We start from the raw sequence: 12392 nt of genomic DNA, 5'->3' as shown, positions 1-12392 counted from the left end.
GGTGGCGCACCGTGGCGGAGGCAGAGTTCGCGGCGTCCGAGTTCAAGGCGACAGGGGTGCGGATCGAGCGGTTTCTCCGCTCTCTCACCCGGGCCGGGCAGATCAAGATCAAGGACGGCCGGCTGGAGCTGCTCACCAGTTACGGCCGCGAGATCGACAGCGCCCCCGTGGACTCCGTGCACGCCAGCCGGCCCTGGTTCGCGGCCCGCGGCCGCGCCCGCGCCACCGTGAACGGCACCCGCTATCTGCTCACCCTGGATCAGCGCGAGGCCGCCGGCGATACCGGCGCGGGCACGACCAGCCGCTTCCTGGACGCGGTACGTACGGCGCACACCCGAGGCCCCCGGGAATCCAGGGACTGAGGGGGCACGAGTTGCGCGGGCGCCGATTCCGGTCGACCCTTGACTCGTACGAGCATCACTGAGGGTTCACCGGCCGTGACGCTGAGATCTCATGCTCGGATCGAACGCTCGGATCCAACGCCCGGATCCAGCGCTCCGTCACCGGTCGGCTCGCCAGCCGCCATACCGCAGGTCGCCGCACCGAGGACGTCACACCCGCAGGAACCGTTTTCAGCCCGCGTTTGTATCTGCTTCTGTGTCAGGCTAGCCCTACTTCTTCAGGGAGTCGCAGCCGTGATCAGCCGGCCGAGCAGGCATTGCACGGTGGAGCTTCAGGCCCTGCCGTCACGGATCGGACAGGTCCGCAGAATCGTATCCGCGCAGTTGCGGTACTGGCATCTCGATCCGCTCATCGACCCCGCGGCGCTCGGGGTCACCGAGTTGCTGTCGAACGTCCACCGCCACGCGCAACCCGACAAGCAGTGCACGGTGGAGATCGTCCTCCTGATCGACCGGCTCACGGTCTCGGTGCAGGACCACGACCCCCGCCTGCCGAGCCTCGCCGCCACGGCCCCCGACGACGGCGAGGACGAGGACGAGGGCGACGAGTGCAGCACCCACGGGCGCGGGCTCGCCCTGATCGCGGCGGTCAGCGAGAGCTGGGGCATCCGCACCCGGGAGGACGGCACTGGGAAGGCCGTCTGGTTCACGCTCCCGGTGCCGCCCGCCCCCGCCGTCGAACCGCCGACCCCACTCTGCGCGCCCGAGACCACCGTCTCGTTCGAACAATCCGCGCCACCGCTCCGGACAGCCGCACCGCGCGAGCCGACGCCCGCCCGGTCGGCCGTTCTGGGCTGAGCGGAGCCCCGCTCGCGCACATTTCACGCGCCCCGTACGCGCGCTGATGCCGCCACCCCCGTGGGCGACATGAGCGCGCGGGACGCTCCCCCGCACGATCCGCGAGCCGCGCGTGCCCCATGGGTGTGGGTGCCGCGGGATGCGCCGGATTCTTGGGTCACGCGGCGCGCTCCTTCGCGACGCCGCCGAAGTGCTCCTCCAGGACGGAGACGCGCTGCCAGTACTCCTCCTCGTCGATCTCGCCGGCCGCGAAGCGTCGCCCGAGGACGGCGATCGGGGACTTCTCGGCGTACGGACCGGTCGCGGCGTCCAACCGCCGGGCTCCGCCGCGGCCGCGCCACACCGTGCGGCGCAGCAGGGTGACGGCGCAGACGACGACCAGGGCCCACATCAGCGGGAAGAACAGCATCCACGGTCCGGGGCCGCCGCCGGACCAGTTCTGGGCGAGGGTGTTCATGAGAGTTCAGCTCCTTGGTGTCGGCTGATGACGGATGACTGATTACTGCTGACTGATGGCCAATGGGTGACGGGTGGTGGCGTCCGTTGCTCCGTTGCTGCCGGTTTCTCGTTCTTCCGACACCACCGAGCGTGGCCGTCGCGGGGCCGCCGGTCGTCGTACGGTCAGCGGCACTTGGCGTACTTCGCGGGGAGTACGCGGGCGCCGGGCCGTACGCCGGGCCGTACGCCGGGCCGTACGACGGGGGGGCAGCGGACGGGTGGCCCGCAGGCTGGGTAGCGTCGTACTGGACTGGACCGGTCCATCACGTGAGAGGCGGCGGCCATGCCCGAAGTCGAACTCGACGCCGGTGTCATCGACTACACGGACACGGGAGGCGACGGCGAGGTCATCGTGCTCCTCCACGGGCTCGGATTCGACGAGTCGGTGTGGGACGCGGTGGTGGAAGAGCTGCGGGACGAGTTCCGCGTGGTCGTGCCCGTACTGCCGATCGGGAGCCACCGCAGACCCATGCGGCCGGACGCGGACCTGTCGGCGCGCGGCGTCGCCATGGTCCTCGCGGACTTCCTTGACCGCCTCGACCTGCGGGACGTCACCCTCGTCCAGAACGACGCGGGAACCGCCCAACTGCTGGTGGGCGTCCGTGACGAGCGGGTCGGCCGGCTCGTCCTCAGTTCGTGCGAGGCGCTGGAGAACTATCCGCCCGGCGTCCAGGGCAAGCTCCTCAAGGTGGCGAGCAGCGTCCCCGGGGGCCTCTATCTGCTGCTCCAGTCGTTCCGGGTGCCGCTCCTGGCGCGGGCGCCGATCTCGCTGGGCGGGATGGCGAAGCGGCGCATCCCGGACGCTTCGGTGCGCCGCTGGTACCGGCCGCTGCTCACCAGCCGCGACATCCGCCGGGACTTCGCCAAGTTCTGCCGCAGCACCGTTGCGAGTACGTATCTCGACGCCGCGGCGAAGCTGCGGAACTTCGACCGGCCCGCGCTGGTCGCCTGGGGCGCGGAGGACCGCATGATGCCGCCCGCCACGGGCCGGCGGCTGGCCGCGCTGCTGCCGCGGGGGCGGTATACGCCGATCCCCGACGCGCGGACGCTGGTGCCGTTGGACAACCCCGTCGCCCTCGCTGTGGAAGTGCGCCGCTTCATGAAGGAGAACCCGCCGCGCCTGGCCTGATCACGCGCGTACCGCCTCGGCCCCGGGCGAGCCGGGGAAGCCGGGCAAGGCGGACGAGTCCTCAGCAAGCGCGAGTGGCCGGGGCTGCCCGTACGAGCGAGCGCGAGCGGCCACGCTCGGGTGCGTACGAGTCGGCGTGGGCAGCCGGGCCTGGGTCCGGGCCCCGTACGAGCAAGCGCGAGCGGCCGGGGCCGGGTCCGGGCCCGTACAGGAGCCGACGCCCGCGGCCGCGCTCGGGTGCGTACGAGTCGGCGTGGGCGGCCGGTCCGGCGCGCCCCCGGGGCCCGTTGCCGGAGACCTTCGCTGGAGGCTGTCGCCGGAGACCTTCGGCAGGGGCCGGGCTCAGCCGAGCGCCCCCAGGGGGTCGTCCAGTACCGGCTGCCAGGCCAGTTCCGCAGCGCCCACCAGGCTGTGGTGGTCGAGGGTGCAGGGCAGAATCGGTACCCCTCCGCTGCGCCCCCACAGGCTGCGGTCCGCGACGACGGCGCGCAGCCGCTCGGGGTCGGCGTCGAGGAGCTCGCGGTGGAGGCCGCCGAGGATGATGCGGTCGGGGTTGAGGATGTTGACGAGGCCGGCGAGGCCGAGGCCGAGGCGGTCGATGAGGAGGTCGGCGGCGGCCCGTACGGCCGGGTCGCCGTACTCCCCGCGGAGCAGGTCGCGGGACTGCTGGAGCAGGGAGCCCTCGGGGCCGGGGACGCGGCCGGCGGCGGTGAGGAAGGCGAGGGGGTCGGCCTCGATGTCGAGGCAGCCCCGGCTGCCGCAGTGGCAGGCCCGTCCGTCAGGGTTGACGGGGATGTGGCCGACCTCCAGGGCCAGCCCCGAGGAGCCGGTGTGCAGCCGGCCGTCGAGTACGAGCGCCCCGCCGACGCCGCGGTGGCCGGTGGCCACGCAGAGCAGGTGCCGGGCGCCGCGGCCCGCGCCGTGGCGGTGTTCGGCGAGGGCCGTGAGGTTGACGTCGTTGCCCGTGAACCCCGCGGTGGGCACGTTCCCCGGGCCGGGGACGCCCGCCTTGGCGAGGCTTTCGGCGAAGAGGTCGCGGACCGGGGCGCCGGCCGCCCAGGCCACGTGGATCGGGTTGAGGGCGGTGCCCTCGGGCTCCGCGACGGCGGAGGGCACGGCCAGCCCCGCGCCCAGGCAGCGGCGGCCGCTCTCGCGCAGCAGCCCGGCCCCGGCCTCGACGACGGCGTCGATCACTCGGGCGGGGTCGGCGGGGACGGTCATGCAGCCGGGAGCGGTGGCGACCAGGCGTCCGCCGAGCCCGACGAGGGCGGCGCGGAAGCCGTCGGCGTGAATCTGGGCGGCGAGGACGACGGGGCCGCGGGGCGCGATGGACAGCCGGTGGGAGGGGCGCCCTTGGGAGCCCGCGGCGGCGGTCGGCCGCGAGTCGACCTGGATCAGGCCGAGCGCCTCCAGTTCGGCGGCCACGGCGCCGGCGGTCGCCCGGGTCACGCCGAGTTCGGCGGTGAGCACGGCGCGGGTGGGCGCGCGGCCGGTGTGTACGAGCTCCAGCGCCGGGCCGAGGGCGCTGCGGCCCCGCTCCAGTCGTGTTGTCCGATTCTGGGTCACGCCCCTATTCTGGCTTTGTGCCGACGCTAAACAAAATACGGACGGCCATAACGGGGACCCAGCGCAGTACGACGCCCGACCCCGCCCTACGCCGCCTCCGTACCGCCCTGACCATATTCTTCGCCCTCGACGGCTTCATCTTCGCCGGCTGGGTGGTCCGCATCCCCGCGATCAAGGAGCAGACCGGCGCCTCCGCGGGCGATCTCGGACTGGCCCTGCTCGGCGTCTCCGCCGGAGCGGTCGCCACCATGATGGTGACCGGCCGGCTGTGCCACCGCTTCGGGACCCACCCGGTCACCGTCGCCGCCGGAGTGCTGCTCTCGCTCAGCATCGCGCTGCCGCCGCTGACCCACTCCGCGCTCGCCCTCGGCCTCGTCCTGCTCGTCTTCGGCGCGGCCTACGGCGGGATCAACGTCGCGATGAACGCGGCGGCCGTCGACCTCGTCACGGCCCTGCGCCGGCCCGTCATGCCCAGCTTCCACGCGGCGTTCAGCCTCGGCGGGATGCTCGGCGCGGGGCTGGGCGGACTGGTCGCCGGGGCGCTCTCCCCCACCCGTCACCTGCTGGTGCTGACCGTGGTGGGACTGGTCCTCACGGCGGCGGCCGGCCGCGTACTGCTGTCGCACCGCGCGCCGCTCCGTGCGGCGGCCGCGCCTGCTGCCCCGGCTCCCCGGGCTGCCCCTGCTGCCGCTACATCTGCCACGTCTGCCACATCAGCTACGTCCGCTACATCCGCTACGTCCACCGCTTCCGCGGCGGCTTCTTCCTCCTCTTCTTCCCCCACTTCTTCCTCCGCTGCCGGGCTCAAGGGCCGTGCGCGCCGCCTGGTCGCCGTCTTCGGGTTCATCGCCCTGTGCACGGCGTACGGCGAGGGCGCGCTGGCCGACTGGGGCGCGCTCCACCTCCAGCAGGACCTGCACGCCCGGCCCGGTCTCGCGGCCGCCGGCTATTCCGTCTTCGCCGCCACCATGACCCTCGGACGGCTCTCCGGCACCGCGCTCCTCGAACGGCTCGGCCAGACCAGGGCACTGGTCGCCGGCGGTTCCACGGCCGCCGTGGGCATGCTGATCGGCTCTCTCGCCCCCGCCACGTGGCTGGTGCTCCTCGGCTTCGCCGTCACCGGCCTCGGCCTCGCCAACATCTTCCCGGTCGCCATCGGCCGGGCCGGCGAACTGGCCGGACCCAGCGGCGTCGCGGCCGCCTCCACCCTCGGCTACGGCGGCATGCTGCTCGGCCCGCCCGCCATCGGCTTCCTCGCCGACCGCTGGTCGCTGCCGACCGCGCTCACGACGGTCGCACTGCTCGCCGCCGTCGCCGCGGCCATCGCCTACCTCACTCGGAAATCGGCGCGCGGAGCGTGATCGGTACGCGATCGGCGCGCGGAGCATGATCGGTACGCGATCGGTGCACGGGCGGCGATCGGTGCGCGGAGGGTGATCGGTGCGCGGCGGCGATGGGCGCGTGCTCGGCGCCCCACGTGCTGGGCGCCCCCTGTGGAAAAGCGGGCGGGTGGTCGTCGATGGGGCCTGTGGATAACCGGGGCGTTGTCGGTGAGCGCTGCCACAATCTTCCGTATGGACACCGCCGTTCACATCGAAGCCATCCGGCGAGACGGCCCGCTGCTGGCCGAGGCCGCCGAGCGAGCGGGGCTCGACGCCCCGGTGCCGACCTGCCCCGAGTGGCGGGTGCGTGACCTGTTGACGCACCTGGGGCAGGTGCACCGCTGGGCGATCCGTTACGTGGCCGAGGGGCTGACCGAGCCTCTTCCGCTGTCCACGGCCGCCGGGCCGGAGGGGCAAGACCTGGTCGAGTGGTTCCGCGACGGGCACCGCCGCCTCGTCGCTGCCCTCGCCGCCGCGCCCCCGGACCTCGCGTGCTGGACCTTCCTGCCGGCACCGTCGCCGCTCCACTTCTGGGCCCGCCGGCAGGCCCATGAACTCGCGATCCATCGCGTCGACGCCCAGGCGGCGCTCGGAGCGGAGTTCTCGCCGTTCCCGGCCGACTTCGCGGCCGACGGGATCGACGAGATCATCGTCGGATTCCACGGCCTGGCGACGAGCAAGGCCCGTACGCGCACACCGCGCACCCTGCGCATACGGGCCACCGACACCGAGGACGTCTGGACGATGCGTCTGTCGGAGGAAGCACCGCGCACCATACGCGGCCTGGGGCCGTCGAAGGGGACGACGGCCGACGGGGCGGGCGATGTGGAGAAAGAGGCCGTCGACTGCGAGCTCGGCGGGGACGCGGGCTCCCTCTACCTCGTGCTGTGGAACCGCCTTCCGCTGGAGCGAGTGAGCGTTACGGGCGACGCGTCACTGGCTGACCTATGGCGGAAGAAGTCGACTATCGGGAGGCGCGGCTGAGTACGAACGGGGGTGAGTACGAACGGGGGTGAGTACGAACGGGGGGTGAGTACGGGCCGGGGTGAGGTGGGTGCGGAAGGAAGTGAATGCGGGCCGGGCCGAGTGGGCTGAGGCGAGCACGGAAGAGGGCGGACGCGGACTGGGCCGAGTGGGGTGACTACGGGCCGGGGAGAGGCGAGCGCGCAAGACGGCGGATTGCGGGCCGGACCGAGTGAGGTACGTACGGGGCGGGGTGAGGCGATGCGGAAGGGGGTGGACGCGGGCCGCGCCGAGTGAGGTGCGTACGGGGCGGGATGGCTACGGGCGAGGGTGGAGCGAGTACGGGAGGGGGTGAGTACGGGCGGGGCGAGCGCGTAGGCCGGTGAGTCGGGGTGGGGCGCCCTGCCCCTGTCGGCGATACGGCGCGGAACCAGCGGCGAACGGCCTCGGGGCTTCGGTTACGGTGCGGGGATGAGCTCGGAGCCCGAGGACTGGCAGTGCACGGGGCTGCGGTGGGATCACTCGGGGCCCGCCCTGTCCTGGCGCCACCCGGGGCGCGGTGAGCACTCCTCGCCGCTGCCGCCGGACCGGCCGCTGGCGTTCACCTTCGGGGCGCGGCGCCGCTGCGTCGGGGTGCGCCGGGGCGGGCGGCACACGCCGTGCCCTGAGGATGCCTCGCTGTCCCCGTCGGCGGTCTCCGCGCAGTGCCCGGCGTGCGCGCGGCTCGACCGTTCGCACTCGGTGGCCGCCGACACCATGGCCGATGACCCGCGCCCGTACGACGTCTATCTGGCCTGGTTCGGGCCGGAATTGATCAAGGTGGGCATCACGGCCACCGAGCGTGAGGGGGTTCGGCTTCTCGAACAGGCGGCGCTGTCCTACGCGTTGCTGGGGCGCGGTCCGCTGATGGCCGCGCGACGGGCGGAGGCGGTGCTGGGCACGGCGCTGGCGGTGCCGGACCGGTTCCCGTACGCGGCGAAGCGCTCCGCGCGGCACGCGCTGCCGCCGCGACCGCTCCGGGCGGCCGAGTTGGCCGCTTTGCACGAGCGGGCGCGCGGCCTGCCCGGGTTGCCGGAGTCACTGTCCGTCGTGGACTTCCGGCCGGTCCACCACGACGCCGCGTTCCACCTCGGGCGGCTGCGCCCGCCCGACGGCACGGTCGAGCCGGAGGCGGGCCGGACGCTGGCGGGCACGGTGGCGGCGGTCGCCGGCCCGGACCTGTACGTGACGGCCGCCGACGGCCGGCTGCTGCTCGCCGACGCGCGGCAACTGGCCGGTTGGCCCCTGTCGGCCGCCCCGCCCGACGCGGCGACGACCGTGACCGTACGGGCGCCGACGCCGACGCCCTCCGAACCCGACGCCCTGTTCTGAAGCGTTGAGCCCCTCACGGACTACGGACGGCTGCGGAAGTACGGGGCCCGAGGATGTACGGGGCCCGACGACGTACGCGCGACTGCGGACGTACAGAGCCCGCGGACGTACGAGACCCGCGGACCTGAGGAGCCGCGGCCGTACGGGGCACGAGGACGTACCGGCGGCTGCGCACGCACAGGGCCCGCGCACGCACGGGGCCCAAGGACGTGCCGGCGGCTGCGGACGTACAGGAGGCGCGGACGTATGGCGCGGCTGCGGACGTACAAGAGGCGCGGACGCATGGGGCGGGGCTGCGGGCGGACAGGAGGCGGGGGCGTATGGGGGCGGCTGCGGACGTACAGGAGGTGGGGACGTGCGAGAAGCGGCGGCGCATAGGGGGTGAGGCGTCAGGCGTGAGAGCTCCTGCCCGTGCCGTGGCTCTTAGCCGAGCCATCCTGGGCGTACGAGTCCCGACTCGTAGGCGAGGACGACGAGGCCGGCGCGGTCGCGGACGGCTAGTTTGATCATGGTGCGGCTGACGTGGGTCTTGGCGGTGAGCGGGGAGACGACGAGGCGGCGGGCGATCTCGTCGTTGGAGAGGCCGAGGCCCACGAGCGTCATGACCTCGCGTTCGCGTTCGGTCAGTTCGGCGAGGCCGGCCGCGGCGGCCGGTTCCTTGGAGCGGGCGGCGAACTCCGCGATCAGGCGGCGCGTCACGCCGGGCGAGAGGAGGGCGTCGCCGCCGACGACGGCCCGTACGGCGCGCACCAGTTCGTCCGGTTCGGTGTCCTTGACGAGGAAGCCCGAGGCCCCGGAGCGGATCGCCTCGAAGACGTACTCGTCCAGTTCGAAGGTGGTGAGCATGACGACCTTCACCTCGGAGAGCGCGGGGTCCTCGGTGATACGGCGGGTGGCGGCGAGGCCGTCGAGCACCGGCATGCGGATGTCCATGAGGACCACGTCGGGGCGCAGCGCGCGTACCCCCTCCAGCGCCTGTTCGCCGTCGGCCGCCTCGCCCGCCACCTCGATGTCGGGTTCGGCGTCGAGCAGCGCCCGGAACCCGGCGCGTACCAGCGACTGGTCGTCGGCGAGGAGTACGCGGATCACGGCTTCTCCTTGTCCTGGGGTGGGGCCGCCGTAGCCGCGCGATCGCCCCGGCCGGGCGGCCCGAGCGGGATGCGCGCGACGACGCGGAACCCGCCGTCCGGCCGGGGACCCGCCTCGATGGCGCCGGCGAGCGCGGCGACGCGTTCGCGCATGCCGACGAGGCCGTTGCCGCCGCCCGTCGTGGTGCCGGCCGTGCCGGGGCCGTCGTCGTCGACGCGGAGTTCGAGAAGGTCGGGCGCGTACCGCAGGCGGACCCGGGCGGTGCGCGAGCCGGAGTGGCGGACGATGTTGGTGAGGGCTTCCTGGACGATGCGGAAGGCCGCCAGATCGGTGCCGGGCGGCAGTTCGGCCCGTTCGCCCTTGACGGCGATGTCCACGGCGAGCCCGGCGCTCGACGCCTGCTCCGTCAGTTCGGGGAGCCGGTCCAGTCCCGGGGCGGGCGAGCGGGGCGCGTCGCCGGGGGCGCGCAGGGCGCCGAGGACCTGGCGTACCTCGCCGAGCGCTTCTTTGCTGGCCGCCTTGATGGTGGTCAGGGCGGTACGGGCCTGCTCGGGGTCGCGGTCGAGGAGCGCGAGGCCGACGCCTGCCTGGACGTTGATGACGGAGATGCTGTGCGCCAGCACGTCGTGCAGTTCGCGGGCGATCCGCAGCCGCTCCTCGTCCGCGCGGCGGCGTTCGGCGGCCGCCCGTTCCGCGCGGTCGCGCACCCACTGCTCGCGGCGGCCGCGCACCAGTTCCGACGCGGCGAGGACGACCAGCAGCCAGGCCGCGGTCCCGGAGCCCGACGCCCAGCCGCCGGGGCCGTCACCGGACGGCGGGAGCCAGCGGTAGAGCCAGTGCGAGACGAGTGCCTGGCCCGTCCAGAGCAGGGCCAGGGCTCCCCAGGCGGCGCGGCGGCGCCCGGCGAGCACGGCGGCGAAGCAGGTGATGACGGTACTGAAGTAGACCGGTCCGTACGGGTAGCCGGCGGCGAGGTAGACCGTCGTGGCGATCGACGCGCCGAAGACCGCGAGGGCCGGGCGGCGGTGCCGCACCACCATGAAGAGCGGGCCGATCAGGAGCAGCGCCCTGGCGAACAGGTCGACGGGGACGCGGTCGGGCTGGCCGTGGGCGGCGAAGCCGGTGCCGACCTGTTGAATCACGGCGACGGCGAGCGAGGAGAACCAGGGCAGACGCGCGGCGGGCCGGCTGAGCCATCGCTCCCAGGGCGGGCCCCCGGCGTCCCCTTCGCCCGCCCGCGGCGGGCCCTCGTCGCGCCCCCGCGCCGGCCGCACCCCTGGCGCCCGCCTCTCGCCGCTCATGTCCGCAACGCTAGACGGCGGCGGCGCCGGGCGCGTCGGCCGCGCGTGGTGCTCGCCCCTACTCCGTGGGGAGTACGGGCCGTACGGGCCGTACGGAGCCGGGGCACCGGCCCCGGTGCGGCGGCTCTGCTCGAAGCGGGGCACCCGAAGCGGCCATCGGCGGCGGTGCGGCAGGCCCGCTCGGGCGGGGCATCGGCAGCGGCGCGGGAGCCCCACTCGGGGGGCATCGGCAGCGGTGCGGCGAGCCCACTCGGGCCCGGTACCCAATGCCCGATGCCCGAGACCGGGTGCCCGGTCCGCTACCCCGGCCGGTCTCCTACCCCGTACCCAACCCCCGCCGGTCCACCGCCCAACGCCGGCCCCCGCCCCCGGTCTCCGGTCTCCGGTGCCCGCTCCCCTACCCCGCCTGCGTCCCCGGCTGGTTCTCCGTGCGGGGGCCCGGGTGTTCCGCCGGTGGCTGCTCCGCCCGCTTCCCGCCGCGGATGCCGCCTCGCCCGCCCGCCGCCCGGTTTCCCGGCTGCGGGCGGTCCATGGCGCTGAGGGCGCGGCGGGCCATGGGGTGGGTCCGTACGATCTCGGCGAGCGTCGTCGTGCCCCGGGTGATGTCCGCGAAGGCGTGCCAGGCGGGCCGGAAGCTGGTGACGGCGGCGTGCATGATGCCGGGGCGGCGCTCGAAGGCGGTCAGCATCCGGCGGCCCACTCCCATCTCCACGCCGAGCCCGGCCTTGATCGCGAAGGCGTAGTTGAGGGCCTGGCGGCGGGCGTCGACCGCGTCCTGCGCCTCGGAGATGCGGACCGCCCACTCCCCCGCGAGCCGCCCCGAGCGCAGGGCGAAGGAGATGCCCTCGCGCGTCCAGGGCTCCAGCAGTCCGGCCGCGTCGCCGCAGACGATCACCCGGCCGCGGGAGAGCGGCGAGTCGTCGGCGCGGCAGCGGGTCAGGTGGCCGGAGGAGACGCTCGGCTCGAAGCCCGCGAGGCCGAGGCGGGCGATGAAGTCCTCCAGATAGCGCTTGGTGCCGGCGCCCTCGCCGCGCGCCGAGATCACGCCGACGGTGAGGGTGTCGCCCTTGGGGAAGACCCAGCCGTAGCTGCCGGGGATCGGGCCCCAGTCGATGTGCACCCGGCCGGCCCAGTCCTCGGCCACCGTCGGCGGCACCGGGATCTCCGCCTCCAGCCCGAGGTCGACCTGGTCGAGCTTGACGCCGACGTGCGCTCCTATCCGGCTGGCGCTGCCGTCCGCGCCGATCACGGCGCGGGCCAGCACGATCTCGCCGTCCGCGAGCACGACGGCGACGGTGCGCCGGTCGGGCACGGAGGCGCCGTGCTGTTCGACGCGCGAGACGGTGGTGCCCGTACGGACGTGGGCGCCCGCGTCCTTGGCGGTCTCCACCAGGGACGCGTCGAACTCCGCCCGGTTGATGAGGCCGAAGAGCATCTGCTTGGCGCGGCGGGTGCGGGTGAGCTTGCCGTTGAGAGAGAAGGTGACCGCGTGCACGCGGTCCCGCAGCGGCAGTTCGAAGCCGGGCGGCAGGGAGTCGCGGGACGGCCCGATGATGCCGCCGCCGCAGGTCTTGTAGCGGGGCAGCTCGGATTTCTCCAGCAGCAGCACCCTGCGGCCGGCGACGGCCGCGGCGTAGGCGGCGGAGGCCCCCGCTGGCCCCGCACCCACCACCACGACGTCCCATACCGACTCGTCGGTCGCTCCGCTGTCCTGGGCTGCGTTGTCGCTGCTCACCTGTGCTTCTACTCCCGCTCGCTGCCTGGCTCCGGCTGTCGCCCGCATCCTACGGGCCGCCGTACGACGATCCCCCTATGGGAAGATCGGACCTCCGAAATCGTCCGTGCGTACGGACCCCGCACACGGACGCCCACGTACGGACATAACGTCGCGCCC

General features: G+C 74.0%; 11 protein-coding genes. 6 read left to right on the top strand and 5 right to left on the bottom strand.

Going from position 1 to position 12392, the window contains the following annotated elements:
• Positions 1-11 precede the first annotated feature (11 nt).
• Both IF55_RS18255 and IF55_RS18250 read left to right on the top strand, forming a co-directional pair.
• On the top strand, positions 12-362 hold the full coding sequence (locus IF55_RS18255; protein ID WP_030882976.1) for a hypothetical protein: 351 nt from the start codon (positions 12-14) through the stop codon (positions 360-362).
• A 273-nt stretch (positions 363-635) separates the two neighbouring features.
• Entirely contained in the window at positions 636-1199 is a 564-nt protein-coding gene (locus IF55_RS18250; RefSeq protein WP_078644639.1) for an ATP-binding protein, read from the top strand.
• A 157-nt stretch (positions 1200-1356) separates the two neighbouring features.
• Here the strand turns inward: IF55_RS18250 and IF55_RS18245 are convergent, their stop codons facing one another.
• Positions 1357-1656 (bottom strand): SHOCT domain-containing protein, encoded by a 300-nt coding sequence (locus tag IF55_RS18245; protein ID WP_030882971.1) that lies wholly within the window; start codon positions 1654-1656, stop codon positions 1357-1359.
• Between the two features lie 324 nt (positions 1657-1980).
• Between IF55_RS18245 and IF55_RS18240 the strand changes: the two genes are divergently transcribed.
• Complete coding sequence (locus tag IF55_RS18240) at positions 1981-2826, top strand: alpha/beta fold hydrolase (RefSeq protein WP_030882970.1); 846 nt, start codon at positions 1981-1983, stop codon at positions 2824-2826.
• A 342-nt stretch (positions 2827-3168) separates the two neighbouring features.
• Here IF55_RS18240 and IF55_RS18235 read toward each other — a convergent pair whose 3' ends face one another.
• Positions 3169-4392, bottom strand: coding sequence for an ROK family transcriptional regulator (locus tag IF55_RS18235; RefSeq protein WP_030882968.1), 1224 nt, complete (start codon positions 4390-4392; stop codon positions 3169-3171).
• Positions 4393-4409: 17 nt separating this feature from the next.
• Here IF55_RS18235 and IF55_RS18230 point away from each other — a divergent pair, with 17 nt between their 5' ends.
• The 3 genes from IF55_RS18230 to IF55_RS18220 all read left to right on the top strand — a co-directional run bounded on the left by IF55_RS18230 (position 4410) and on the right by IF55_RS18220 (position 8108).
• Entirely contained in the window at positions 4410-5753 is a 1344-nt protein-coding gene (locus IF55_RS18230; protein ID WP_030882966.1) for an MFS transporter, read from the top strand.
• A 213-nt stretch (positions 5754-5966) separates the two neighbouring features.
• Positions 5967-6758 (top strand): maleylpyruvate isomerase family mycothiol-dependent enzyme, encoded by a 792-nt coding sequence (locus tag IF55_RS18225; RefSeq protein WP_030882963.1) that lies wholly within the window; start codon positions 5967-5969, stop codon positions 6756-6758.
• 450 nt (positions 6759-7208) lie between these two features.
• On the top strand, positions 7209-8108 hold the full coding sequence (locus tag IF55_RS18220) for a DUF2797 domain-containing protein (protein ID WP_030882961.1): 900 nt from the start codon (positions 7209-7211) through the stop codon (positions 8106-8108).
• A 423-nt stretch (positions 8109-8531) separates the two neighbouring features.
• On the opposite strand, the gene IF55_RS18215 is transcribed toward IF55_RS18220, so the two are convergent.
• The 3 genes from IF55_RS18215 to IF55_RS18205 all read right to left on the bottom strand — a co-directional run bounded on the left by IF55_RS18215 (position 8532) and on the right by IF55_RS18205 (position 12233).
• Positions 8532-9197 carry a response regulator gene (locus IF55_RS18215; RefSeq protein ID WP_030882960.1) on the bottom strand — a complete coding sequence of 222 codons (666 nt, stop codon included), beginning with the start codon at positions 9195-9197 and terminating at the stop codon, positions 8532-8534.
• Entirely contained in the window at positions 9194-10498 is a 1305-nt protein-coding gene (locus IF55_RS18210) for a sensor histidine kinase (RefSeq protein ID WP_037965195.1), read from the bottom strand. The genes IF55_RS18215 and IF55_RS18210 overlap by 4 nt, the downstream gene beginning before the upstream one ends.
• A gap of 397 nt (positions 10499-10895) precedes the next feature.
• Positions 10896-12233, bottom strand: coding sequence for a geranylgeranyl reductase family protein (locus IF55_RS18205; protein ID WP_078644636.1), 1338 nt, complete (start codon positions 12231-12233; stop codon positions 10896-10898).
• Between the last annotated feature and the right edge of the window lie 159 nt (positions 12234-12392).

This window comes from Streptomyces varsoviensis, from assembly GCF_000718635.1.
Lineage (GTDB): Bacteria > Actinomycetota > Actinomycetes > Streptomycetales > Streptomycetaceae > Streptomyces > Streptomyces varsoviensis.
This window is presented reverse-complemented; position numbering and strand designations above follow the sequence as displayed.

What these genes read in the sequence shown, in the direction of transcription:
- IF55_RS18245 (WP_030882971.1), bottom strand. Translation starts at nt 1,656, where the DNA reads ATGAACACCCTCGCCCAGAACTGGTCCGGCGGCGGCCCCGGACCGTGG.
- IF55_RS18225 (WP_030882963.1), top strand. Translation starts at nt 5,967, where the DNA reads ATGGACACCGCCGTTCACATCGAAGCCATCCGGCGAGACGGCCCGCTG.
- IF55_RS18210 (WP_037965195.1), bottom strand. Translation starts at nt 10,498, where the DNA reads ATGAGCGGCGAGAGGCGGGCGCCAGGGGTGCGGCCGGCGCGGGGGCGC.
- IF55_RS18240 (WP_030882970.1), top strand. Translation starts at nt 1,981, where the DNA reads ATGCCCGAAGTCGAACTCGACGCCGGTGTCATCGACTACACGGACACG.
- IF55_RS18220 (WP_030882961.1), top strand. Translation starts at nt 7,209, where the DNA reads ATGAGCTCGGAGCCCGAGGACTGGCAGTGCACGGGGCTGCGGTGGGAT.